Source organism: Actinacidiphila guanduensis (assembly GCF_900103985.1).
GTDB lineage: Bacteria > Actinomycetota > Actinomycetes > Streptomycetales > Streptomycetaceae > Actinacidiphila > Actinacidiphila guanduensis.
The window spans coordinates 360,218-385,028 of record NZ_FNIE01000004.1 but is presented as its reverse complement, the minus strand read 5'-3'; the positions used below and the strand labels follow the sequence as shown (position 1 = coordinate 385,028).

Here is a 24,811-nt window from a genome sequence, read left to right as displayed (position 1 = left end):
TGCCAGGTGCCCGCCCGCCCGGTCCTGCCCGGTCCGCCGCCCTCCGACGGCCCGCCCGCCGCCTGTCCGCCCCCGTCCGCACCCGCCCTCGAAGGAACCCCGCATGATCTTCATCGCCGTCCGCTTCACCGTCCGCCCCCAGTACCGCGGCCAATGGCTGGACCGGGTGGCGGAGTTCACCGCCGCGACCCGGTCCGAGCCGGGCAACCTCTTCTTCGACTGGTCCCAGGACACCGCAGACCCCGACCGCTACGTCCTGCTGGAGGCGTTCGCCTCACCCGCAGCCGGCGAGGCGCACGTCGCCTCCGAGCACTTCAAGAAGGCCATGGCCTGGATGCCCGACGTGGTGGCGACCACCCCCGACATCATCAACGTCCGCACCGACCAGCAGGGATGGGGCGCCATGGCCGAAGTCACCCCACACCCGTAGGCGTTGGGCCCCGCTGCTGCGAAGACCTCTACAGCAGCGCGGCATTCTGCCGTTCCAGGAGCTTGGCGGGGCCGGCGTGCCAGGCGTCCGCCAGGGTGCGCGCGAGCGGGTCGGGGAAGATCTCCTCCTCTCCCTTCTCCACCCCGCCGAGCACGGCGGCCGCCACCGGTCCCGGGGCCGCCTTGCCGATCGGCAGGTCCCGGGACATGTCGGTGTCCAAAGGCCCGGCCAGCACCGCGTGGACGCTCACGCCCCGCCCGGCGAGCAGTGCCCGCAGCGACTGGGAGAGCGAGAACGCCGCCGCCTTCGAGACGGAGTACGCCGGCATCACCGGCACGGCCGCCACCGCCGACAGCGAGGAGACGTTCACGATCGCGCCCCTGGCGGCGAGCAGCAGCGGCAGGAACGCCTGCGTCACGTCGTAGGTGCCGAACAGATTGACCGTCAGATGCCGTTCGAGCACGGCGCGGTCGCCCAGGCCGTCGAAGTCCCCGACGCCGGCGTTGTTGACGAGCACGTCCAGCGCCCGGACCTGCTGCCGGGCCGCCCGGATCTGACCGGTGTCGGTGACGTCCAGGGCGAGCGGGACCACCCGCGGGTCCGGGTGGTCCACCGGGCGGCGCATTGCCGCGTACACCCGCCCCGCTCCGCGCGCCAACGCCTCCTCCACCAGTGCCTTTCCGAGCCCCCTGCTCGCGCCCGTGACCATGACCGTGCTGCCTGCGATGTCCATTGCCCCACTCCTGACCGAGGACGGCGGGCCCCCGTGGCGCCCGCCCGGAGGCGACCGGCCGGCGCGCTTCCCCCGGCCGGTCACGGCGGGCCCGGTGCTGTCCGGTCCCGCCGCAGGTGCAGACACCGCCGTGCGAGGGAACCGGGCGCACCACGCGGGTCCCGTTCAGGCAAAGCACTGGATGAAAGCGCTCTCAAGCGTATTGACGTTTGTCATGTCTAGACCTTCAATCGTTGTCGCCCCACTCCCGCACGCCCCCATACCCCCACCCCACCCGGGAGTACGCCGATGATCGCCCCACCCCCGCACCCCCGCCGCACCGCCGGCTTCCGCAGACTCTGGTCGGCGGCCGCGCTGGCCGCCCTGTGTCTCCTCGCCGTCTTCGGCGCGGGGGCACCCGCCGCCCAGGCCGTCACCGTGCCGCCGCCGCCCTCGGGCTGGTCGACGGTCTTCAGCGACGACTTCTCCGGCGCGTCCGGCAGCGCCCCCAACAGCTCGAAGTGGACCTACGACACCGGCCCCGGCTCGAACTTCGGCACCGGCGAGATCGAGACGATGACCAACTCGACCTCCAACGTCCACCTCGACGGCAACGGCCACCTGGACATCACCGCGCTCGGCAGCGGCAGCAACTGGACCTCGGGCCGCATCCACACCCCCAACGCCGTGGCCGGCGCGCCGGCCGGCGGCAAGCTGGAGGTCACCGCCTCCATCCAGCAGCCCAGCCCCGGCAACGGCCTCGGCTACTGGCCCGCGTTCTGGATGCTCGGCCAGGGCCAGTGGCCCGAGAACGGCGAGATCGACATCATGGAGGACGTCAACGCCCTGTCCGAGGTGGCCGGCACCGTCCACTGCGGCACCTATCCCGGCGGCGTGTGCAACGAGGGCAACGGGATCGGCAGCGGCCTGCGCGCCTGCTCCGGCTGCCAGAGCGGTTACCACACGTACTCGATGATCCTCGACCGCACCAACACCTCCAACGAGTCGATCACCTTCTACCTCGACGGCAGCGCGTACTTCACCGTCACCGAGGGCCAGGTCGGCGCGGCCACCTGGCAGCAGGCGTTCGACCACAACCTGATGATCATCTTCGACCTCGCCATGGGCGGCGGCTTCCCCAACGGCGTGTGCAACTGCACCTCGCCCGGTTCGGGCACCACCTCCGGCGGCACCATGAGCGTCGGCTACGTCGCCGCCTACACCACCACCGGCGGGGGCGGCACCACCCCGCCGCCCACCGGCGGCAGCGCCATCACCGGCTACGGCGGCCTCTGCCTGGACGACCGCTCGGCCAGCACCGCCAACTACAACCCGATCCAGGTCTACACGTGCAACGGCACCGCAGCCCAGCAGTGGACCGTCGTGCAGGCCGGCAGCACCCTGCACGTCCTGGGCAAGTGCCTGGACGTCTACGCGGCCGGCACCGCCAACGGCACACCGGTCGACCTGTACGACTGCAACGGCACCGGATCGCAGGTGTTCATCCCGGAGTCGGACGGTTCGCTCTACAACCCGCAGTCCAACAAGTGCCTGGACGACACGGGCTGGTCGACCACACCGGGCACCCAGGTGGAGATCTGGGACTGCACCGGGGGCGCCAACCAGAAGTGGGACCTGCCCTGACCGGCTGACCCCGCTCGCCGGCCGGTCCGGCACCCCGCCCGTCCCGCGGCCCGCGCCGCGGGACGGGCGGCTCGTGTCCTGGGGCGGTCCGCGCGCGAGGCGGCCCCGCCGCGTCGTACCGCCGCCCGCCCCGCGCCGTGCCCTAAGGTCACCCGGGTGCGGACACCAGGGGAGCGAGCGGGACGGCGGGCATGAGCACCCCCGGCAGCGAGGACGGCGGCGGGCGCGACGAGCGGGCCCAGGTGCTGCTCACGCTGACCGCGGGAGCGGTCAACGCCTTCGGGTTCCTCTCCCTGGGCGGGGTGTTCACCAGCGTGGTGACCGCCAACTCGGCCCTGATCGGCATCGGCCTGGGCAGCGGGCACCTGTCGGTCGGCGGCCTGGCCGCTCTCGCCGTGCTGGGCTACATCGCGGGCGCGGCGGGCGGCAGTTGGCTCGCCGCGCACCGCGGGGATTCCTACCTGGCCGCCGAACTGCTGGTGCTGTGGGCGGTGGCGGCCGGCTGGGCCGCGGCCGGCGGCCACCCGCACGGCGCCGCCCGCACCGCCCTGCTCGCGGCGGTCGCGGCCGCGATGGGCTGCCAGAGCGCCGGCCTGCGGGTGACCGCGGGCGCGGGTGTCACCACCGCCTACCTGACCGGACTGCTGACCGGAGCCGTCGCCGAACTCGTCACCGCCCGCCGGCTGCAGACCCGTTCGCTGCTCGTCGTCGCCGCCCTCGTCGCGGGCGCCGCCGCCTTCGCCCTCACCGAGCGCGGGCTGCGCGGGGCGGCCGCGGCCCTGCCCGCGCTGCTGGCCACCGCGGCCTGGCTGGAGCAGCGAAGGGCCCGGCGGCGGTCTTCGGGCGGCGGGTGATCAGCGGTCGCCGAGCGCGGCCTCCTCGCGGTCCAGGTCGTGCTGGAGGCGGCGCCTGGTGGTGTCGCTGATCTCGTGGCCCTCGTACATCCGGCGCAACTCGGCGCCCTGCACGGCGATCAGATCGCGGCGCAGGTCGCGGTAGGCGGCCTCCAGGGCGGCGGCGGCCGGGTCGTCGCTGTCGCGCTCCAGGCGGGCGGCCAGGCCGCGTTGGGTGCGGGCGAGCACCGCCTCGGGCAGCGCCTCAAGACCGGAGAGCCGGTCGAGGTGGCCGAGCGCGGCCCTGGTGAGCGCGTCCCGCGCGGCCGACTCCTCCTGCGCGGTGTGCTCCGGCTCCAGCGCGAGCCCGGAGCGGCGCACCACCGGCGCCAGCGTCAGGCCCTGCACGACCAGGGTCAGGACGACGACGGCGGTGGTGAGCACCAGCACCAGCGCGCGCCCGGGCAGCGCGCTGCCGTCGTCGGCGGTCAGCGGGATGGACAGGGCGGCGGCCAGCGGCATGACCCCGCGGGTGCCGGCCCAGCTCACCACGGCCGCCGTCCGCCACGACGGCTGACCGCGGGCGGGGCGGACGACCGCGGACAGCGGCAGCACCCACAGCACCCGGGTGCCGACCAGCACCACCGCGAGCAGCAGCGCCTGCGCCGGCCAGCCGCTGGTGCCGGCCGGCAGATCCCGGACGAGCGCAGGCAGTTCGAGGCCGACGATGCCGAAGACGACGCTCTCCAGCACGAACACCACCACCGCGTACACCGCGTGCACCTGGAGCCGGATGCGCGCGTCGGTCAGCCGGTGCGCGGAGCGGCCGAGCAGCACGCCGGCCACGACGACCGCGGTCACGCCCGAGGTGTGCGCCGACTCGCCGAGCACGTAGGCGGCGTACGGGGTGACCAGCGCGGTCACGGCCTCCAGGACCGGGTCCTCGGTACGGCGACGCACGAGGGCGACCAGCCCGGCGACGGCCGCGCCCACCGCGGTGCCGCCGCCCGCGAGCAGGAGGAACTGGCCGCCGGCGGCGGGCCAGTGCACGGCGGAGGCGGCGACCGCGACGCCGACGGCGACCTTGAAGAGCACCAGGGAGGTCGCGTCGTTGAACAGGCTCTCGGCCTGCACCAGCGCCTGGACCCGGCCGGGCAGCGACAGCCGTCGGCCGAGCGCGGTCACCGCAACGGGGTCGGTGCTGGCGAGCACGGCGCCCAGCACGAAGGCCATCGGCCCCGGCAGCGGGGTCAGGGCGGCCGCGACGGCCGCCGCGGCCGCCGCCGAGGCGAGCACGAGGCCGAAGGCGAGCACCGTCACCGGGCGCCAGACCAGGCGCAGGTCGCGCGGCGACATCTCCTCGGCGGAGGCGTAGAGCAGCGGGGGCAGCACGACCAGGGCGATGGCCTGCGGCGGGACGTGCAGTTCGGGGGTGCCGGGGACGAGGGCGACGGTGAGGCCGACGAGGACGAGCAGCGAGGGCGCCGGTACGCGCAGCCGGCGGGCGGAGGCGGCGACCGCGGTGGCGACCACCACGAGGAAGAGGACCGTTCCCACCGCGCGCATGAACCGACTCCCGGCCGTCACCGAAGGGGGACGGTCGCCCTGCTGCGACAGCCCGCCCCTGTGCCGACCAGACTTCCCGGCTCACCGCGGCCAGTTTATCGACTTCCTTACGCGCCCTGACCGTGGAACGGGCGGACGGTATCGGAACCGGCGCGTCAGCCCCCGCCTCCCCACGGCCGGGGCAACGGCCGCCCCGCACGGCTGCCGGCGCCGGGAACCGCCGGCAGGCGACGGCTCGCACGGCGACGGCCCCGCCGGAACGTGGACGGCGAACTCGCCGTACACGTCCTGCGGGGCCGGGGCGCGGAGGACTGCCGCTGTGCCGCCGCGTGCCGGGGTCCGGGGCGAGCCGGCGGTCAGGCCGCGGCCCGGGCCGACTCCGCGTGGACGCGCGTGATGAGGTCCGCGTAGGCGGCGATCATGCGGGTGCGGGAGAAGACCTCGCGGGCCAGCCCCAGCGCCGGGGCGAAGTCCGTACGGCGGGCCAGCGCCGTCGACCAGGCCGCGGCTATCGCGTCGGCGTCCGGCGGCGTCACCAGGCCGCGCCCGTCGACCAGGGCGGCGGCGTCGCCCACCGCGGTCGTCACCGGCACCGCCCCGCACATCATGCCCTCGATCAGGCACAGCGGCGCCGCCTCGCCCCAGGACGAGGTGAGCGACACCACGTCGCCGGCCGCGTACACCGCCTCCATGTCCGGCCGCACACCGAGCAGGCCGATCCGCCGGGCGAGCTGCGGCTCGCCCGCGAAGACCTCGGCGATGGCGGCGGTGAGCCCGTCGTTGTGCTCCGTCATGCCCGCCCCGCACATCAGCACCCGGCCCGCGGGCTGCTCGCGCAGGAAGCGCAGGGCCGCGGCGAGGAAGAGCGGCACGTTCTTCATCGCGTCCCAGCGCGCGGCGAAGACGACCACCGGGGCGTCGGGCGCGATGCCGTGGTCGGCACGCACCCGGGCCCGCCGCAGCGGGTCGGGCCGGAAGCGCTCCAGGTCCACCCCGTTGGGGATGACGTGCAGCAGCCCGGCCGGCACGCCCGCGGCCGCGTAGGCGTCACGGGTGGACTCCGCGCAGCACACGCAGGCCCGCACCCGGCCCGAGGCGATCCCGGCGAGCAGCGCCTCCAGCGCCCCGCCCTGGTTGTGCGGATCGGAGCGGTGCAGGCACACCACGACCGGGCGGAAGGGCATCCGCGGGTGGTTGAGCAGCGACAGGGGCTGCTCCTTGAGCGACAGGACGACATCGGCCCCGGCGGCCGCCCGCGTGGCCGCCGCGAGGTCGGCCTCGGTGTGGACCTCGGGGTGGGCCCCGGCGGGGGCCGCCGGGTGGTCCCCGGGACCGTCCGGGACCGCCGCCACCGCGCCGCGCAGCGCGCTGACCGGCACCCCCGCGCCGGTCAGCGCCCGGTAGCAGGCGTCGTCCTCCATGCGCTGCCGGGTGGCCTCCCGGTGCACCTCGCCGCGCAGGCTGAGCACACTGTGCCGCTGCGCGGGGCCGTGCAGGCCGCGCACCACGTCGCTGTGCAGGATCCGGGCACCGCCGGAGAAGAAGCCCTCGTAGACCGAAAGCACACGCACTTCACGCATCACGCGCACCTCATCGCATGGTTCTGGCCGGAATCGGCCGATTCGGGGGTCGGAGGGCCCGACGGGCCTCCGTGATCTGCGGATTAGCCGCGATCACATCCCGTGAAACCCATTCCTGGGTGAATTCGGCATTTCCGAACGATGTCGATCGCGGTACTGCGGTCAGTCATCACTGGTCGCGAGCCGTGCGGCGGCCTCGGCGGCGTGCTCGGAAAGCCCCGCGCGATCCGGGTGGCCGGTCTTCGCCAGCAGGCTCGCCACGTGCTTCTCCACCGTGCGCGGCGAGATGTGCAGCCGCCGGGCGATGTCCTGGTTGCCGTAGCGGTGGGCGATCAGCTGGAAGACCTCGTACTCCCGCGCGGTCAGCCCCAGCCCCCGCAGCTCGGCCGGAACCGCCGCCGAATCCGCCCGGCGCTGCGGGATACGGGCCCCCGCCCGCCGGATCAGCCGCCGGCAGGCGCCCGCCACCGGCGCGACCCCCGCGGTGTGGAAGTGCTCCTCGGCGGTGCGCAGCCACGCCACCGGGTCGCCCCAGCCGTCCTCCAGCGCCGCCTCGGCCACCAGCCGCAGCCCCAGGTGGCGGGCCATGGCGAACGGCTCGGCGGCCTCCTGCGCCTCCTCGAAGGCCCGCACCGCCTCCCGCTGCCGCCCGGCCCGCCCCTCCCGCACGGCCAGCGCCAGCCGCTCGAACTGCCGGTTCCAGCGCAGGCCCGCCGCCGGGTCGGCGCCGACCGCCGCCGGCTCGCCCGGCTCCAGGGTGCCCGCGAGCGCCCGCAGCAGCGGCCGCAGCCCGTAGCGGCCGTTGAGGTAGAAGACGATCGGGTTCTCCTCCTCCCACGACCAGGCCCGGTCCAGCTCGGCCAGCGCCCGGTCGCGGTCCTCCTCCAGTAGCGCGCACACCGCCTGGCAGTTGCCGTGCACGAGCGGCACGTGCAGCGAGCGGTCGCCCTCCCAGCGGCGGAACTCCGCCAACTCCCGCTCCATCTCCCGGCGCCGCCCCTGGTGGGCGGCCATCGCCGCCCGCGTGACCAGCACGAACTGGTGGGTCTCCACGCTGCCCAGCCGCGCGGTCGCCTCCCCGCAGCGGTCGGCCAGGTCGCGCGCCTGCGCGTACTCCCCGCGGAAGACGGCCTGGATCGCCAGCGACGCCTCGGTGGTGTGCATGAGCGCGAGGGCGCCCAGGCCGAGCGCCGCCCGGTGGGCCAGCTCCAGTTGGGCGGAGGAGCCGGTGCGCATGACGTCGTTTGCCCCCAGGCGCATCAGGGCGTCCACCCGCCAGGTCGGCAGGTCGTGGCGGGTGGCCAGGGCGAGCAGGCGCTCCAGGCAGGCGTCGGCCCGGTCGAAGCCGTGCCGTCGCTCCAGCAGCGCCAGCAGCTGCCAGGACTGGCAGGCCACCTCGATCAGGCCCGCCTCCTCGGCGTGCTCGGCCGCCCGCCGGGCCAGCCGCTCGGCCTCGGCGGTGCGGTCGGCGGTGCCGCCGGAGTCGCCGGCCAGCACCAGGTGGGCGGCCACGATGTCCAGCGCGGGGGCGGGGGCCGAGCCGCCGGAGCGGGCCAGTAGCGCCCGCACCTGCGCGGCCTGCGCCGCCGCCTCGCCGAGCCGGCCCGCGGTGACCGCCGCCCACGCCAGGTGCACGTGCAAGTCGACGGCCCGCGCGTCGCCCAGCGCGCCGGGACCGCTCAGCGGGAAGTCGCCGGCGAGCGCGACCGCCTGGTCCAGCCGGCCGGTCTCGGCGAGCGCGTGCACCAGGCTCTCCCGCACCTCGGTGCAGACCGCGGCCTCGACCGGGTCGGCCGCGTCGCAGCCCGCGGTCAGCTCGTGCGCGCGCTCCAGCAGGCTCACCGCCGAGCCCACCGCGCCGGAGGCGAGCGCGGTGCGGCCCGCCTCCGCGAAGAGCAGGGCGGCCGCCATCGGCTGGCCCGCGGCGATCCGCAGCATCGCCACCTGGTGCCGCCAGTCGCCGGGCAGCCCGGGGTAGGCGCGCTCGATCGCGTCGGCCGCCCGCCGGGCCAGGGCGGCGCGCTCGAAGGGGAGCAGCCCGGCGAGCAGCGCCTCGGCGGTGAGCGTGTGCTGGAACTCGTAGCGCTCGGCGTCCGGGCCGCTCGGCGCCACCAGCCGGGCGGCGATACCGGCCTTGAGATGGGTCAGCAGCGCGGGGCCGTCCAGGCCGGTGACCAGGGCCAGCACCGGCAGGGTGAAACGGCGGCCGAGGACGGCCGCGGCGATGAGCATTTCCCGGCCGCCGGGCCCGAGGCGGTCCACGCGCTGGGCCACGCTGTGCACGACCGTCTGGGGCACTTCGAGGGTGCCGAGGTCTTCGAGGCCGGCGAGCGCGGGGGTGGCGGTGTCCGCGGTGTTCCGGGTGGCCCCGGTGGGGCCGGTGCCGCCGAAGGCTTCGGCGCCTGGGGTGGTTGCGGCGTCTGTGCGGACTGGTCCGCCTGGGGCGTCCTCGGAGCTCTGAGCGCCGACGTCCTCGGCTGTCTGCCAGCCGCTCTCGTCCGAGCCGCGCAGCGAGCCCGCCGCGGCCATGCCACTGAGCAGTTCCTCGATGACGAACGGGTTGCCGTCGCTGACCCGGGCCAGCCGGTCGACCAGACTCTCGGGCAGCCGGCCGGGCTCGGCGCCCAGGCAGTGGTGAGCGAGGGCGCCCACTTCGGCGCGGCCCAGCGGATGCAGTTCGGCGAGCACGGCCGAGCGGCGCCGCCCGGCCGAGCGGACCAGGTCGGCGGCCGGGCCGTCCTCCGGGCGCAGGGTGGCGAGCAGCACCACCGGCAGGGCCCCGCAGTTGTCGGCCAGGTACTCGATGACGGCGAGCGTCTCGGCGTCGGCGTCGTGCAGATCCTCCACGACGAGCAGGCAGCCGGACGCGGGGCTGTGCGTCGAGCCGGGTGCGGCCGCGAACGCAGGGCCGGGCATGAGTCCAGGCGTCGAGCCGGGAGTGGCGCTGTCCGTCGAATCGGCGGAAGGGTCGGACGGCGAACCGGACATGGGGCCGGACGCGGGGCGGGGCGCGGGTCCGGGCGTCGAACCGGACGCCGGGCCGGGCGCGGAGCTGTGCGCCGAGCCGGCGGAGGGGTTTGCCGTCGAGTCGGGTACGCGGTCGGGCGTGGGCCCGCGGGCGGTCGCGGCCAGTACCCGCAGAAACGCTTCTGCGATCTCGATCGTCGAGGGGGCCGGGCCCGCGGGGGCGCCGTCGCGCCACTCGGGCACCAGGCCGGCCAGCGCCGAGCGGTAGGGCGCGAGCGAGGCGTCCTGCGCCGGTCCGCCGGCCCGGAACAGCGACAGCAGCGCCTCGGCGACCGGCCGGAAGGGCACCGCGCCGCCGGTGACGCTCGCGCGTCCGCGCAGCACCGCCATACCGGCGGCCTGGGCGCGCCGCGCGCACTCCTCGGCGAGGCGGGACTTGCCCAGTCCCGCCTCGCCGAGGAGGAAGACCGCGCGGCCCTCTCCGCTCCGGGCGCCGGCCAGGGCGCCGTCGAGCAGCGCCAGCTCCTGGCGCCGCCCGACGACCACCGGCGAGGAGAAGATCATGGCGCGAGGCTACCCGAGGTATCCGGGTCGAACCACAGGGCCACCGCTACCGCGGGTGACCGTGGGTCAGATGAAGCTGATGGTGCCACCGGTTTGGATGTCGCAGGTCAGCGCGGCCGCGACGACGCCCACCGCGAGGCCGCCGATGCCCAGCAGCACCGCGTTGCGGCGGGCCCGGCGGGCGGCCGCACCGGGGTCGATCTCGCCCGCCGGGTGCGGGACGTCCGCGTCGGCGCGGGCCTCGGGGTCCTTCCAGAGCCGGACCAGGTCCTCGCCCTGCAGCTCTCTCTCGTGCTCGTGCATGCTCGTCCTCCTGTGAAGTGGGGTGTCGGACGTGGCGGTTGGGTGCCGGTGGGCACCGGACCGCCCTTGCGGGTGGTACCGGGAGGGTTCAGGGGCCGCCGCTCCGGCGGCGGGGCCAGCGGCTGCTGGTTCAGGGCCGACCGCCGGCCGACGGGCCGAGCCGCAGCACGGAGGGGACCGCGCCGGGGGCCGCGAGCCGCAGCAACTGGTGGCCCACGCCGGCCAGTCCGGTGAGCAGCCCCGGGGTGGCGACCCCGTCGGGGGTGGCGCACCGTGGGCCGTCCCGGCCGATCGCGACCAGCAGCCGGCGGGCGCGCGCGGCTGTCCGGCCGGACCGGTCGGGTCCGGCCGACAGCAGGTCGAGGGCCGCCGCTTCGCCGTGGCCCAGGCTGTGGTCGGGCAGTGACCCGGGGCTGTCGAGCGCGTGGCCGGTACGGGACAGGTGGGCGTCGAGGTCCGGGTGCCCGCCGCTGCCCGACGCCAGCGCGGTGCCGAGGAGTTCGGCCGGCGCGGCATTCCCGGGCAGGCCGGCGAGGCACCCGCGGAGCAGCCGCACGCCGTATTCCTCGTAGCCCTCGCCGCCACCGGCGGCGGCGAAGCGGCGCAGCGCCCAGCCGGCCCCGGCGGCGCCGGTGAGGAGCCCGCCGGAGGCGGCGGGGGATGGGTGGTGCACGGGGCCGGAGGCGGGGTCGTGCTCAACGGGTCCGCGGGGGGCGGGACGTGAGGTGTGGGCCGCGTGCGGTGGGGGAGTGGCGTCGTCGGTGCGGTGGCCCGCTGCCGGCGGTGCGGGGCGGGCGCCGGTGCGGCGCGAGCCGGGCTGGGTGGCGAACTCGCCCACGGGCGCTGCCTCGTGCCCAACGGCGGCCGTGCGTACGGCCGTACCGCCCGGCTCTACGGCAACCCGCCCGCCGGGTACGAACATTGCGGCGAGCCGCTCCGCGCAGGCTGCGGCCACTGTCCATACGGGTGTCGAACCCGCCTCGTTGAGGGCGACCATGGCCGCGAGGCAGCCCGCGTCGCCGCTCGCGACGTTCCACTCCCCGCCGGGCGGCACCGCCGCGGCCAGCGCGACGGCCTGCTCGGCCCAGCCGGCCACCTCCTTGTCGTCCAGCACATGGGCGAGGCGGGTGAGCGCCCAGGCGATGCCGCCGAGGCCGGTGAAGGCACCGTTGCCCACTACGTCGAGGTGGTCGGGGACTTCGGCGAGCAGGTCGAGCAGTTCGGGTACGGGAGCGATCGCGCTGCGTGCCGCTTCGGCGTGCCGCTCGGTGCCGGCCAGCGCGGCGGTCTCGGCGAGGAACAGCGCGGTCCCGGTGTACCCGTCGCCGAGCCCCGCTCCCTGGGGGGCGACCGTCAGGTGCCCGTCCTCGTCCCGCTCCAGCCCCAGCCAGTTGATCCGCCGCCCGTTGCGGTGGGCGCTTACGAGCAGGTCGTCGGCCAGCCGGGTTGCGGCGGCGAGGAGTTGCGCGGGGTCGGGCGCGGTGACCGTGCCGGCGGCAGGTACTGCGTCTGTGGGCGGGCGCCCTCGGCCGGATGCGGCGGGCCGGGGCCGGACGGGGGAGGGCGCGTCAGGCGGGGTGTGCGGGGGCCGGGCCGGGCTGTGTCGCGGGTCACCGCCCTGCCGCGGGGCCGCGGTTCCCGAAGCGGGTTCGCCGCTGTGTGCCTTGGAGACGGACGCCGGGTACGGCACTTCGTCGGCTGCCGCGGTGGGTTGCGGGCTTCCCCCGCTGCCGGGCGTCCGGGCAGCGGTCCCCGGTGCGGACTTCGGCCGGGACGGTTCTCCGCGCGTAGCCCCCTTCGCCGGACCTTCCGCCAGGCGGTGCACCGCGGCAACGGGTTGTGCGGGGAGCGGTCCCGGCTCGGCTTCGAGTTGCGCGGAGAAGGGTGCCGGGGAGGCGTCGGATCGGGGGGGAAGTGGCACGGGGTCGGTCCCGGGCTGTGCGGGGGACGCTGCCGCGTCAGTTTCGGGTCGTACGACGTGCGGTGCCGAGCCGGGCTGCGCCGGGAGGAGCGCCGACTCGGCTGCGGGGCGCGCAAGAAGCGGTGCCGGGTCCATCTCCGGCTGGGCGTCCGTCCCGGGCCGGGCGGGGAGCGGGCGGTCGGCGTTGCGGGTGGCGAGGCTGGCGCGGATGATCCACTCCTGCGTGCGCAGGTCCGGCTCGCCCATCGCGGCCAGGCGCCGCCGGGCCTGGTCGAGTCCGGACTCGCGCCAGTGGCGACCCGCGTGGCCGGTGAGGGCGGGGGCGGCCGGAGTGGCGGAGAAGAGGGGGATGTCGCCCGCCCAGAGCTGGGCCGTCTCATCGGGAACGAGGTGCCAGCGCAGGGGGTCGCCCACCGACTCGCGCCACAGCAGGTCGAAGAGCCGGTCACGGTCGAGCGCGTCCCGCAGGACGTCCGGGTGCGTGGACTCCTCCAGCAGGACGGCGTAGCGGGAGCTGCTGCGGGCCACCACGCGGATGGTGTCGTCGGCGAAAGCCGCCAGCAGCCCCGCGGGCGCGGCGAGTTCGTCGCGGTGGGCGGCGATCGTCCGGTAGGCGGAGCCGAACCCCTCGATCAGCGCGGCCGCATGGGCGCCCGGGTCGGCGTCCACGCCGTTCAGGCGCGGGCGGTTGGCCGAGCCGGCGAACATGCCGGTGCCGCGCACCAGGGCCATCCGGTCGGTGCCGGGCGCCGCCCAGTCCACCACCTCGGCCGGCAGCGCCGTGTCCTTGTCCCCGCCGAGTCCGGAAGGGTCCAGCGCCCCGCGCTCGCCGACGACCAGGAAAGGCAGCAGGGCGACCCGGCGTACGGAGTCTCCGAGCGCGTCGAGCGCGGGGTCCGCGCCGAGGGCGGCCGGGGGGACGAGCGAGGGGTGGAAGAGCGTCTCCAGGTCGACCAGGACGGGCCGGTCGCCGGCCGCGACGAGGTTCTCGCAGTGGATGTCGGTGGCGCCGAGCACGTGGAGCAGCGCGAGCAGGGCGCCGAGCCGCCGGTAGAAGCGGTCCACCTGCGCGGTGTCGGCGCACTCGTCGGCGGCGACGAACTCCGCCCAGCCGTAGCCGGGCCGGTCCAGCACGGCCGGTGTCGTCAACTCCGCGTCCGGCAGGCGGGAGTTGAGCCAGTCCACGGCCGCGCGGAAGTGCCGGTGCGCGGTGAGCGGGCGCGGCTTGTGGACCAGACGGGCGCCCGAGGCGAAGCGCAGCAGCGCCACCCCGCGGCCGCCCTGGTGGCGGTCCCCGGCGTCCAGCCGCACCTCGGTGAGCGCGCCCGGGTCCTTCCCGCCGAGGATGTCCCGGACGACGTCGGCCCGGTCGCGCTCCCAGTGCTCCAGCAGTTCGGCCCACACGGTGACCGCCTGCGTGCACGCCTGAGCCAGCAGCCGGGCCAGCACGGGGTACTCCGCGAGCAGTTCGGCGAGCGCCTGCGGCTCGGCCGCCTGCCGTACGTAGTCGGCGAACCGCTCCTCGGGAGTGGCCCCGCTCAGCCGTCCGGTGACCCTGCGGACATTGAGCTCGAGGACGAGGGTGCGGCGGGCGAGGGCGACGAGGCGCGCGCCGAGCTGGCGGGTGAAGCAGGACCGTAACTCCGCCAGCGGGCCCACGCGTTCGGTCAGGCGGTCGGCCGCGTCCTGGACGAAGGGAGCGAGGATCACGGCGAAGCCTTCGCGCCAATCCTCCGCGGGATGCGAGGCGTTGGCCGGGGCGGCGGCCAGAACGCGGCGGACGTCGCAGACCCACGCGGGTTCGGGGATCCGGGCGGCGAGGGAGTCGGCCGACTCGGCGAGGAGCGCGGTGAGTCGATCCGTGTCCAGCCCGGCGGTGGCCAGGCGGCCCGCGAACCACTCGGGGGGCAGGGCGGACCAGTCGGCCTGCCAGCGTCTCAGCCGGCGTTCGGCGAGGTCGGTCGTCGGACCGGTGGCGTGGGCGAAGTCGCCTGTGAGGTCTGCGGATTCGGGGGAGCGGGGCAGGGAAGGACCGGCGCTTGGGCACGAGGGGGCGGTGCCCGTGGCGGTGGGCGGGGTTTCGGCCGGGTCGACGCCGGTGGCGTCCCGTCCCGAGCCCGAAGTGGCGCTGCCACTGCCCTCGGCGGGAACCGTGGCACCGGTGGAGCCGGGCGCGCTGCTCGTGTCCGCGGGTTCCCGGGTCGGCCGAGCGGGGTGGGCGCCCTCGCTCCCGGCGTCGGCCGGGCAGCCCGGGTCCTGCGGGTCCCACGTTGTGGGATCCGTGGGGTTGTGGTGCACGGGTGTGACTGCCGTGGTCGTGGGTATCGTACGGGCGGCACCGGTCGCGCAGTCGTCGCGCCCGTCGCGGCCGCTGTCCGCCGGGGCCCGGCGCCCCTCGGCCGCCGGCCTTTCGGTCGCGTCCGCCGCCGGCGCGGGCCGCTGCGGCGCGGCCAGCCGCTCGGCCAGGGTGAGCGCGCCGGTCCACCACAGGCCGTGGTGGGCGTCGCGGTCGGTACGGTGCCCTTGATCCATGCGGCAGAGCCTGCCCAGGGAACGCGCGGACTAAATATGGGTACGCAGCCCCCAGTCGGCCCGCGCCGCTGTCCAGGTCATACGTGCCGCGGCCGGGAAACGGGGGACCGGACCCACCCCATTTCGGGGGTGGGCGGTGGGGAACGGGCGGGACTGCGTACCCGAACATGCGGGGCGGCTCCCGATGCCGCGTGCCCCGCCGCTCGGCAGGATCGTCGTCGGTCGGAACGCCGACCACGACGGGAGGGTCCCTTGGGTGAGTGGATGCAGGCCACGGCGCGGTTCGGTGTGCTGGGGCCGCTGCGGGTGGAGATCGGCGGGCGGCCGGTGCCGTTGGGGCCGCTCAAGCAGCAGCTGGTCCTGGCGACGCTGCTGTGCCACGCCAACCGGCCGGTCCCCGTCGACGTGCTGACCGAGGCGGTCTGGCAGGACGACCCCCCGCGCACCGCCCGCAAGAACCTCCAGGTCTACGTGTCGGCGCTGCGCAAGCTGCTCGGGGACGAGGGGGCAGCCGAGGGGCCGGACACCCCTGCCGGGGCAAGGGTGTCCGACCCCTCCGCTCTGCCGCCCCTGCCCCTGGCCGGCCGAGCTGCCCCGTCCGCCCCGGCGACCGCGCCCACGGCCGAGGAGTTCCCGGGGGCTGTGGCGCACCCGGTTGCCCCGGTCGTCCCGTTCCCCGCGGCCGCTTCGGTCCCCCCGTACTCTCCCGCCGCTCCGACCGGCGTACCCGGCCGCACGGCCGCCCGCGCCCTGCCCGTACCGCACCTGACCATGGCCCCCGAGCCGCCGACGCCGTACGCCGGCCCCGAGAGCGCCCCCTACGCCCGGCCCGCGCAGGCCCCGTCCCCGACCGCACCCCGCATCACCCGCGAATCCGGCGGCTACCGCCTGCGCGTCTCGCCCGGCGAACTCGACGCCGGCCGCTTCCAGGACCTCGCCCGCTCCGCACGCGCCCGCGCTACGCGCGGAGAACACGCGGCGGCAGCCGAGCAGTTGCGCCAGGCGCTGGAGCTGTGGCGGGGCAGACCCCTGGCCGGGCTGCTCGACTCCCCCGTGGTGCGGGTCGAGGCCGAGCGGCTGGAGGAGCGGTGCCTGGCGGGCTACGAGGACTGGGCCGAGGCGGAGTTGGCGGGCGGCAGCGACGCCGCGGCGCTCGCGGAGGCCGTGGCCGACGTCGCCGAACGGCACCCGCTGCGCGAACGGCTCCAGGCCGCCCGGATGAGCGCCCTGCAGCAGGCCGGCCGCCCCGCCGAGGCGCTGGCCGTCTACGACGGTCACCGCCGGCTCCTGGCCCGCGAGTTGGGGCTGGCCCCCGGCCCCGCCCTGGAGGCGCGCTACCGCACCCTGCTCGCCGGCCGCGCCACCCGCCCGGCCGCGCCGGCCCGTACCGTCCTGCCCCCGGACACCGCCGACTTCACCGGGCGGGTCGCGCAGGTCGGCGAGCTGGCCGAAGCGGTGCGCGGCGGCGGGCGGGTGGCGGTGCTGTCCGGGCCCGCCGGAATCGGCAAGACCGCGCTCGCCGTCCGCGTCGCCCACCTGCTGCGTGCCCACTTCCCCGACGGCCGGCTGCTGGTGCGCACCCGAGAGGCGGACGGCTCCGCGCGGCCGCACGAGGCGGTGCTCGCCGAACTGGCGGCGCTCGCCGGGCTCGACGGCCACGCGGGCGACGACTTCCGCGGCACTGCGGCCCGTTGGCGCGACTGGCTCGCCGCCCGGCGGGTACTGCTGATCCTGGACGACGTCCCCTGCGAGGCCGTCGTCCGCGAACTGCTGCCCGCCGAGGGGGCCGGCGCCGCCCTCGTCACTTCGCGTGCCCGCCTCGCCGGCCTCGCCCCCGTCCACCGTGTGGACCCGCCGCCCTACGACGTGCCCGAAGCGCTCGACCTGCTCGGCCGCATCATCGGCACCCCCCGCCTGCGGAGCGACCCCGCCGCCGCGGAGGCGATCGTCACCGCGGGCGGGCTGCTGCCGCTGGCCGTGCGGGCGAGCGGCCTGAAGCTGGCGATGCTGCGGCACCTGCCCCTGCGCGAGTACGCCGCCCGCCTGGCCGACCCGCACGCCGTTCTGGACGAACTCGCCGCCGGGGACGTGGCCGTACGCCCCCGGCTCGACCGCGCCTGGCAGGACCTCCCGGCCCCGCAGCGCGCCGCCCTGCGCCGCCTGTCCCGCCTGCCGCTGTCCCGCCCCTTCACCCTCGCGCAGGCGGCAGCGGCCCTGGAGTGCGAAGAGGCCGCCGCCCTCAGGCAGTTGGAGGCGCTGATCCTCGCCGGCCCGGTCACCTCGCCGCCGCGCGAGACCACCGCCACCTGCACGGTCTACACCCAGCCGCACCTGATCCAGCTCTACGCCCGCGAGGCCGCCGCCCCGCAGGGCCGCACCGCGGCCCGCCTGACCGCCTGAAACAGCCCCACCCCGCCGGGGAGTCCCGCCCGCCGCGGCGCCGCCGGGCCAACGCCGAACCGACAGCGCGGAACCGGCGGCCGTGTGTCCGGCGGCGAAGTGGCCGAAACACTACCGCGGCCAAAATAACGGCGCGTAACCGGCCGGTGTGCTGGGCAGGAACACAGCGCCCTTGAGGCCGGGGCACGCGAGCGGGCGCCGTGCGGCGCCCGCGGATCGCGCCGCACGCGCATCCCGGCCTCCTGGACCGGGCCCGTGCGCCCGCCACCTGACGGGAGCGTGCAGATGACGGGAACACCCGCGGTCGAGGTGCGGTCCGTGCGCATGGTCTACGGGTCCGGGCCCAGCGCGACGTTCGCCCTGGACGACGTCGGCCTGACCGTCGAACCCGGCCGCTTCGTCGCCCTCATCGGACCCAGCGGCTGCGGCAAGTCGACCCTGCTGCGCCTGGTCGCCGGCCTCGAACAGCCCGAGCGCGGCGACATCCGGGTGCACGGCGTGACACCCGCCGAGGCGTGCGCCGCCAAGCTGATCGGCCTGGTCCCGCAGAGCCCGGCCCTGCTGCCCTGGATGTCCGTCCTGCGCAACGTCACCCTGCCGCAGAAGGTGAACCGCCGTGCCGCCGCCCGCCGCGCCCGCATCGCCGGCCTCACCGGGCGGCAGCCGCCCGCGGCCGGGCCCGACATGCGCGAACTCCTGCGCCGGGCCGGTCTCGGCGACGTGGCGCGCAAGCTGCCGGGTCAGCTGTCCGGCGGCATGCGGCAGCGCGTCGCCATCGTGCGCGCCTTCGGCCTGCGGCCCGACGTCCTCGTCATGGACGAGCCCTTCTCCGCGCTGGACGAGTTCACCCGCGAGAGCCTGCAGGACCAACTGCTCGACCTGTGGGAGGAGTCGGAGACCACGGTCCTGTTCGTCACCCACTCCGTGACCGAGGCCGTGCGGCTCGCCGACACCGTGGTCGTCATGGCCTCGGGACCCGGCCGCATCGTGGAGGGCATCGAGGTCGACCTGCCCCGGCCGCGCCGCGGGCAGCTCCTCGGGGAGCGCCGCTTCCACGCCTACGAGGACCTGATCAGGGACCGGCTGCGCCGCGCCTGGCACCATGACGCCGCCTGAAGGGGAGGCCGAGGAGATGACCGCCACCGAGGGGCGCGCCGTCCCGGCGACCGGGGAGGAGCCGCCCGCCCGGCGCCGCAGACCCGGCCGCCGGCCGTCCGTGCCGGCCTGGCTCCGCCCCGCCGTGTGGCTCCCCCTGGTGGTGATGCTGGCCGGGCTCGCCGCCCTGTGGCAGTACGGGGCCAGGAGGCTGCCCTACCTGCTGCCGCCGCTGCGGGACGTCGGCAGGTCGCTGCTCGACAACCCCGGCTACTACGTCCACAACGCCCTGGTCACCCTGGGCGAGGCGGTCGCCGGGCTCGCGATGGGGTTCGCCGCCGCCTTCGTGCTGGCGGTGCTCACCAGCGAGTTCCCGCTGGTGCGCCGGGCGGTGATGCCGGTCGCGACCGTCCTCAACGTCACGCCCCTGGTCGCGGTGGCCCCGGCGCTGGTGGTGGCCTTCGGCTTCGGCCCCCTGCCCAAGCTGGTCATCACCGGCCTGATCTGCTTCTTCCCCATCCTCATCAACACCGCGACCGGCCTGCGGTCCGTGCCGCGCGAGGTGCTCCAGGTGTACCGGACGGTGGACGCGAGCCGTGTCGAGCTGCTGTGGCACCTGCGGGTGCCGAGCGCCCTGCCCTTCGTCTTCGCGGCGCTGCGCATCGTCTTCCCCCTGTCCGTCATCGGGGCCGTGGTGGCCGAGATGTCGGCGTCGGGGTCGGCGAGTGGCCTCGGTACGGCGATCAGCGTGGCCTCCTCCATGAACCAGCTGCCGGTCGTGTACGCCTCGATCCTCGTCCTCGCGCTCATGGGCGTCCTGCTGCTGTCCGCCGTCACGGTGGCCGAGCGCCGCGCCCTGCACTGGCACGACAGCACCCGGGACTGACCCGCCACCGATCGCCCCCGCGCGCCCTCGGCGCGTCCACGCCCACCCCGCGCCGCCCACGCCCTTCCGGCTTCGCCCGACAACCCACGGAGAACCCCATGCCGCACCGCCCCGCCCGCATCGGCCCGGTCCTCGCCGCCGCCCTGGCCGTCGCCGTCGCCGGATGCAGCTCGGGCGGCGGCGACCCCGCGGACGCCAAGGGCTCGGCGGTCTCCGCGGCGCGCTGCGCCGAGAACGAGGCCGCCGGCCCGATCACCTACCTGTCCGGCTACCAGTACCAGTCCTCGGTCTCGATCCTGGAGTACGTCGCCGCCGCGAAGCTGGGCTATTTCAAGGACCTGTGCCTCGACGTCAAGCTGAGGCCCGGCACCGGCGACACCGCGCAGAACACCAAGCTGCTGGCCGCCGGGAAGGCGACCGTGTCCGCGGTTGCCGAACAGGACGTCATCCAGACCCGGGCCAACGGCATCGCCATCGAGGGGATCTCGTCCTACTCGAACGCGGGCCTGGACATCCTGATGACGAACAAGGACATCACCGATCTCACCCAGCTCGATGGCAAGGTCGTCGGCGACAAGGGCTACGTGCCCGCCGCAGTGGAGGCGATGCTCGTCAAGGCCGGGGTGAGATGGGACTCGCTGAAACTGGTCAAGGAGGGCTACGACCCCTCCGTGCTGCCCCGCCGGCAGGGGGGCCTCGCGGCGCTCACCGGATTCGTCTCCAACGAGCCCAACCAGTTGAAGGCGGCAGGCAAGCAGGTCACTGTGTGGCAGCCCGTCGACTACGGCATCCCCAGCTCCATCGGCGCGATGGCCGTCAACCCGGCGTTCGCCCGGGCCCACCCGCACGCGGTCGAGGACGTCCTGCGCGCGGCACTGCACGCCTACGCCTACTGCTCCGCGAGCCCGGCCCGCACCACCGAGTGCGTCGGCTACGCGGCGAAGCTGTCCGGCCCGACCTACGACAAGAAGCTCAACGCCACCATCTGGCGGACCGAGACCCAGGTCGTCGCGGACAACCCGACGCCGGGACAGCCGCTGGGCGGCATCGACCCCGGCAACGTCACCCGGCTCGTCGGCATGCTGCACCGGTTCGGCATCGTGCCCGCCGGCGTGACCGCCGCGAAGGCCGCGGGATGGTTCGACACCTCGTACGTGAGCACCCTCTACTCCGACGGCAAGCTCATCTGGCCCGCCCCGTAGAAAGGCCGCAACGTGCCCGCGAAAGAGTACGGAGTCTTCCTCCCCATCGGGAACGGCGGCTGGATGCTGTCCACGACGGCGCCGCACCCCGAGGCGAGCTACGCGTGGAACCGGCGCGCGGCCCTCCACGCGGAGCGCATCGGCCTGGACTTCGTCATGTCGATGGCCAAGTGGCGCGGCTTCGGCGGGACCACCGACCACTGGGGCCGCTCGCTGGAGTCGATGACGATGATGGCGGCGCTCGCCGAGGCCACCAGCCGGGTCGGGATCTGGGCCACCCTGCACGCGAACGTGCACAACCCCGCCGTCGCGGCCAAGATGCTCACCACCCTCCAGGACATCTCCGGCGGCCGGGCCGGGCTGAACATCGTGGGCGGCTCCTACGCCGGGGAGTTCGAGCAGTTCGGCCTCTGGGACGCCGGCCTCGGCCACCACGACCGCTACCGGATGACGGAGCTATGGACGGAGGCGGTCACCCGGCTGTGGAGCGAGCCGTCCGTCACCATGCACACGCCGTACTTCGACCTCGTGGACTGCCGGTCCCACCCGCAGCCGGCCCGCCGCCCCACGATCATCAGCGCCGGCACGTCCGAGGACGCGCGCCGCTTCCAGGCCCGCTACGCCGACGGCGCCTTCCTCGCCGCCGAGAGCCTTGCGGAGATGCGGGCCCTGTCGGCCGACGTCCACGCGCGGGCGGCGGCCAACGGCCGGGTCTGCCGGACGTACTCCATGCTCACCGTGGTCCAGGACGAGACCGACGACCTGGCGGCCAGGAAGGTCCGGGAGTGGGGGGCGGGGCTGGACCGCGAGGCGCTGGCGCGCATGCGCAGCACCTGGGGCGTGCCCGATGACCAGGCCCGGGCGTGGGCGCAGGGCGCCGAGGGCGAGGCGGCGTTCCAGACCGCGTACGTCGCCGGTTCGGCGGCCACCGTCACCGAGCACATCGCCTACATCGTGCGGGAGGCCGACCTGGACGGGCTCATGCTGATCTTCCCGGAGTACGACGAGGACATGCTCCGCTTCGGCGAGACCGTGCTGCCCGCGCTGCGCGCCCGCGACGAGGCCGCGGTGTGATGGCGCGGCGTGATGGCGCAAAGGGCCCCCGCTCACGGGGCCAGCGCGCGGTAGCCGCCGGCGTGGAAGACCAGGGGCCGGGGGTCCGGGGCGGCGGACATGGCGTGCAGCCGCAGCAGGGCGATGACATGGTCGCCCGCCGGGAGTTCCCGCACCGGGGAGCACTCGAACCAGGCGGCCGCCCCGTCGAGGAGGACGGCGCCCGAGGGGGTGGAGCGCCAGCCGAGGCCGGCGAAGCGGTCGGCGCCCGCCGACGAGAGCCGGCGGCTCGCGCTCTCCTGGCCGGCGCTCAGCACGCTGACGCCCAGGCGGTCGGCGGTGCGCAGCCGGGGCCACGTCGTGGAGGTGAGGGCAGCGCACACCGACACCAGCGGCGGGTCGAGCGAGACGGGCACGAAGGTGGAGGCGGCCATGCCGACCGGCGCGCCGTCGCGCAGCGCGGCCAGCGCCGTCACGCCCGTCGGGAAGGCCCCGAACACCCGCCGCAGCGCGAGGGGTTCGAAGTCCGCGGTGCGGGGTTCACCGGGATCCGGCGGCGCGTCGGCTGCGGGCCCCTTCACCGGGCGGCCGCTCTCGCGAACAGGGCCGCCGCTGCCGCGTGGTCGCTGTCCGCGCGGGCCGTGTCCAGGATGAACGTGGTGACCCCGGCGTCCAGGTAGCGGGCGATTTCGGCGGCGACACGCGCGTGGGTGCCCACCAGGTAGGGGCAGAAGGTGGCGTGGGTGAGGAAGGGGCGCATCCAGTAGGGGCCGTCGGGCCCGGCGGGGAACTCCTCGGCCGACGACAGCCGCGCGACCCAGTGCGAGTCCGAGGCGGTACGGGCGGCGCGCTGGGTCAGACGGCCCGCGCGGCTGTCGGGGAACCGGGCGCGGGCCGCCTGCCATGCCTCCTCCGCGGTGTCGCGGGCGATGACGCCGATGCGGATGCCGCCGCCCTTGAGTGCGGCCGGGTCGCCCTCGCGCGGGTCCGGGTAGCTCACCGGGAGCGCGCCGAGCGCTTCGGCGGCCGCGCGCCCGGCGGGGGAGGAGCCCGACACGAACAGCTCGGGCACGCAGCCCGGCGGCGCGGGCGGGACGAGGGGCAGGGCGCGCACCCGGTAGTGGCGCCCCTCGTACGTCACCGGGCCGCGCCCGGCCAGCAGCCGCACGACCACCTGCGCGTACTCCGTCAGCCGCGCGTACCGCTCGTCGTGCGCGGCGGTGTCGCCGAGGGCGGTCAGGTCGCCGACGGCGCCGCCGGCCACCAGGTTCAGCGCGACGCGGCGGCCGTGCAGGGCCGCGTGGGCGGCGATCCGCTTGGCCAGCGCGTACGGGTGGGCGAAGAGCGGCTGGACGGCCACCAGGGGCACGAAGTCACGGGTGGCCGCGAGCAGTTCGTGGGTGACGACCCACGGATCGACGGTGTTGTTGTCGGAGTAGACCAGGGCGCCGGTGAACCCGGCGGCCTCGGCGAGCCGCCCGGTGCGGCGCACCGCCTCGACGTAGGGGACCTGGGTCCCCTCCGGGGAGGCGCCCGGCCCGGCGGGCGGCGGGATCGTCGCGAACAGCCGGTACCCCGGCGCGCGGTCGGCCACGGCACCCCCCTCTCCTCGTCGGCCCCTCGGCAGGGCCCAGCGCGGCCCGGCCGCGTGGGATCGCGGGCCGACACCCACGGTGGGTGCCCGGCCACGGCCCCGTCCAGGCAGGGCGCGGGCAACTTCCTGCCTGCCGGGCGCGCCCCCGAAGCTGCCGCCCGCTTGCCTGTTCCGGCGCCGCCGCCCGCTCCTACGCTGACGCCGCGTCCCCCGTGCCGCCCCGCCGCCGTGCGATCCGAACGGAGCCGTCCGTGAACGATGCCGCCCCTCTCACCTACGGCCAGCTCTCCGTCTGGCGCGACGTCCGGGGGCTGCGCCGGGACCGCCGGCACGAGGCCAACACCCAGGCGATCTGGCCGATTCCGGACTGCGCGGGCCACACCGCCGAGCAGGTCGCCGCCGCCGTGCTCACCTTGCCGGACCGGCACGAGTCGCTGCGCACGGCCTACGACCTCACCGACCCCTATGCCCCGACGCAGCACGTCCTGCCCGCGCTCGAGCACGTGGACGGCAGCATCACCGAGTGCGCCCCCGAGGAGTTCGACGCCCTCGTCGCCGCCCTGGCCGCCGAACCCTTCGACCTGGGCACCGCCCCCACCTGGCGGTTCCGCGTCGTCACCCGCGACGGGGCGCCCAGGGCGGTGGTGCTGATCCAGCACCACATCACCGCCGACGGCTGGAGCAACGGCCGCCTGGAGGCGGACTTCCGCGAGGCCCTGGCCACGCCCGGGCACCGGCCCGCAGACGCGGCCGTCACCCCCCGGCGCCTCGCACTGTGGCAGCGCGAGCCCGCCCGCCGCGCCCGCCACGAAGCCCTGACCGCCTACTGGGAGCGCGTCTTCACCGCCGACGCCGCCACCCTGCACACCCCTGCGAACGCCGGGCCGCCGGAGAGCGCCGTCCAGTTCTCCGCCCGCTCCCGGGCGGCGTACGCGGGTGCCCGCCGCCAAGCCGAGGCGCTGTCGATCCCCGTCTCCAGCCTGGTGCTCGCCGCCTTCGCGCGCAGCGTCGCCGAGGCAGCGGGCGAGGGCACGGTGATCGCGCAGCTCATGTCGTCCAACCGCTTCGTGCCGCCGTGGAACACCCTGGTCAGCTCCATGAACCAGTGGACGGCCGCCGCGCTCAACGAGGGTGCTCTCGCCGCCCCGTCCACTCCGTTCCCCTCGTTCGCCGCCCACGTCCACACCCGCGGCCTGCTGGCCTACCGGCACGGCATGTACGACGTGGACGAGATGGACGCCCTGCGCGACAAGCTCCGCGGCGGCCGCACCCCCTACGAGGCCACCTGCGCCTTCAACTTCCTCACCGGCGCCGCCCCGCCGCCCGGCACCGGCCCGGAGTCGGGCCCCGACCCCGAGGTGCCCTTCTCCCGCATCGGCCACCCCTGCTACCTGCGGGCCACCGACGAGGGCGGCGACACCCTCCACCTGCGCCTGCGCACCATGGGGCTCACGGACACCGCCACCCGGGACGTCCTGCTCGGCACCCTCGCCCGCCTGGACGGCAACCGCTCCTGATCCCGCCCGCAA

The 24,811-nt window shown here is 75.9% G+C and carries 17 protein-coding genes; 9 read left to right on the top strand and 8 right to left on the bottom strand.

Annotation, left to right across the window (positions count from 1 at the left end; translation table 11 throughout):
* The first annotated feature begins 103 nt into the window (after window positions 1-103).
* Window positions 104-430: a putative quinol monooxygenase gene (locus BLR33_RS10660; RefSeq protein ID WP_093784093.1), complete on the top strand. Its 327-nt coding sequence runs from the start codon at window positions 104-106 to the stop codon at window positions 428-430.
* 28 nt (window positions 431-458) lie between these two features.
* Here the strand turns inward: BLR33_RS10660 and BLR33_RS10655 are convergent, their stop codons facing one another.
* A complete protein-coding gene (locus BLR33_RS10655) occupies window positions 459-1,163 on the bottom strand; it encodes an SDR family NAD(P)-dependent oxidoreductase (protein WP_093784092.1) in 705 nt (234 codons plus the stop codon).
* A 288-nt stretch (window positions 1,164-1,451) separates the two neighbouring features.
* Between BLR33_RS10655 and BLR33_RS10650 the strand changes: the two genes are divergently transcribed.
* Together BLR33_RS10650 and BLR33_RS10645 are read left to right on the top strand one after the other, a co-directional pair.
* A complete protein-coding gene (locus tag BLR33_RS10650; RefSeq protein ID WP_093784091.1) occupies window positions 1,452-2,786 on the top strand; it encodes a glycoside hydrolase family 16 protein in 1,335 nt (444 codons plus the stop codon).
* A gap of 191 nt (window positions 2,787-2,977) precedes the next feature.
* Window positions 2,978-3,640, top strand: a complete 663-nt coding sequence (locus BLR33_RS10645) for a YoaK family protein (RefSeq protein ID WP_093784090.1) — start codon at window positions 2,978-2,980, stop codon at window positions 3,638-3,640.
* Here BLR33_RS10645 and BLR33_RS10640 read toward each other — a convergent pair whose 3' ends face one another.
* From BLR33_RS10640 to lanM, 5 genes are all read right to left on the bottom strand, one after another.
* Complete coding sequence (locus BLR33_RS10640; RefSeq protein WP_093784089.1) at window positions 3,641-5,185, bottom strand: Na+/H+ antiporter; 1,545 nt, start codon at window positions 5,183-5,185, stop codon at window positions 3,641-3,643. It lies immediately after the preceding gene.
* A gap of 356 nt (window positions 5,186-5,541) precedes the next feature.
* On the bottom strand, window positions 5,542-6,765 hold the full coding sequence (locus tag BLR33_RS10635; protein ID WP_322987157.1) for a glycosyltransferase: 1,224 nt from the start codon (window positions 6,763-6,765) through the stop codon (window positions 5,542-5,544).
* Window positions 6,766-6,927: 162 nt separating this feature from the next.
* On the bottom strand, window positions 6,928-10,296 hold the full coding sequence (locus tag BLR33_RS10630) for an ATP-binding protein (protein ID WP_093784088.1): 3,369 nt from the start codon (window positions 10,294-10,296) through the stop codon (window positions 6,928-6,930).
* 66 nt (window positions 10,297-10,362) lie between these two features.
* The gene (locus tag BLR33_RS10625; RefSeq protein ID WP_093784087.1) at window positions 10,363-10,599 is read right to left on the bottom strand and encodes a hypothetical protein; all 237 of its coding nucleotides are present in this window, start codon (window positions 10,597-10,599) and stop codon (window positions 10,363-10,365) included.
* Window positions 10,600-10,729: 130 nt separating this feature from the next.
* Window positions 10,730-15,052 carry a type 2 lanthipeptide synthetase LanM gene (lanM, locus tag BLR33_RS10620; RefSeq protein ID WP_093784086.1) on the bottom strand — a complete coding sequence of 1,441 codons (4,323 nt, stop codon included), beginning with the start codon at window positions 15,050-15,052 and terminating at the stop codon, window positions 10,730-10,732.
* Window positions 15,053-15,316: 264 nt separating this feature from the next.
* Between lanM and BLR33_RS10615 the strand changes: the two genes are divergently transcribed.
* The 5 genes from BLR33_RS10615 to BLR33_RS10595 all read left to right on the top strand — a co-directional run bounded on the left by BLR33_RS10615 (window position 15,317) and on the right by BLR33_RS10595 (window position 21,709).
* Window positions 15,317-17,452: an AfsR/SARP family transcriptional regulator gene (locus BLR33_RS10615; RefSeq protein WP_107408866.1), complete on the top strand. Its 2,136-nt coding sequence runs from the start codon at window positions 15,317-15,319 to the stop codon at window positions 17,450-17,452.
* Window positions 17,453-17,737: 285 nt separating this feature from the next.
* Complete coding sequence (locus BLR33_RS10610; RefSeq protein WP_093784084.1) at window positions 17,738-18,568, top strand: ABC transporter ATP-binding protein; 831 nt, start codon at window positions 17,738-17,740, stop codon at window positions 18,566-18,568.
* Window positions 18,569-18,584: 16 nt separating this feature from the next.
* Entirely contained in the window at window positions 18,585-19,433 is an 849-nt protein-coding gene (locus tag BLR33_RS10605; RefSeq protein ID WP_093784083.1) for an ABC transporter permease, read from the top strand.
* 98 nt (window positions 19,434-19,531) lie between these two features.
* On the top strand, window positions 19,532-20,635 hold the full coding sequence (locus tag BLR33_RS10600) for an ABC transporter substrate-binding protein (RefSeq protein ID WP_093784082.1): 1,104 nt from the start codon (window positions 19,532-19,534) through the stop codon (window positions 20,633-20,635).
* A 12-nt stretch (window positions 20,636-20,647) separates the two neighbouring features.
* Window positions 20,648-21,709, top strand: coding sequence for an LLM class flavin-dependent oxidoreductase (locus tag BLR33_RS10595; RefSeq protein ID WP_093784081.1), 1,062 nt, complete (start codon window positions 20,648-20,650; stop codon window positions 21,707-21,709).
* A 32-nt stretch (window positions 21,710-21,741) separates the two neighbouring features.
* Here BLR33_RS10595 and BLR33_RS10590 read toward each other — a convergent pair whose 3' ends face one another.
* Both BLR33_RS10590 and BLR33_RS10585 read right to left on the bottom strand, forming a co-directional pair.
* A complete protein-coding gene (locus tag BLR33_RS10590; protein WP_093784080.1) occupies window positions 21,742-22,269 on the bottom strand; it encodes a flavin reductase family protein in 528 nt (175 codons plus the stop codon).
* Complete coding sequence (locus BLR33_RS10585) at window positions 22,266-23,282, bottom strand: LLM class flavin-dependent oxidoreductase (protein WP_176930220.1); 1,017 nt, start codon at window positions 23,280-23,282, stop codon at window positions 22,266-22,268. Before BLR33_RS10585 ends, BLR33_RS10590 begins: the two co-directional genes overlap by 4 nt.
* A 251-nt stretch (window positions 23,283-23,533) precedes the next feature.
* Here BLR33_RS10585 and BLR33_RS10580 point away from each other — a divergent pair, with 251 nt between their 5' ends.
* The gene (locus tag BLR33_RS10580; RefSeq protein ID WP_143031672.1) at window positions 23,534-24,799 is read left to right on the top strand and encodes a condensation domain-containing protein; all 1,266 of its coding nucleotides are present in this window, start codon (window positions 23,534-23,536) and stop codon (window positions 24,797-24,799) included.
* The last annotated feature ends 12 nt before the right edge of the window (window positions 24,800-24,811 follow it).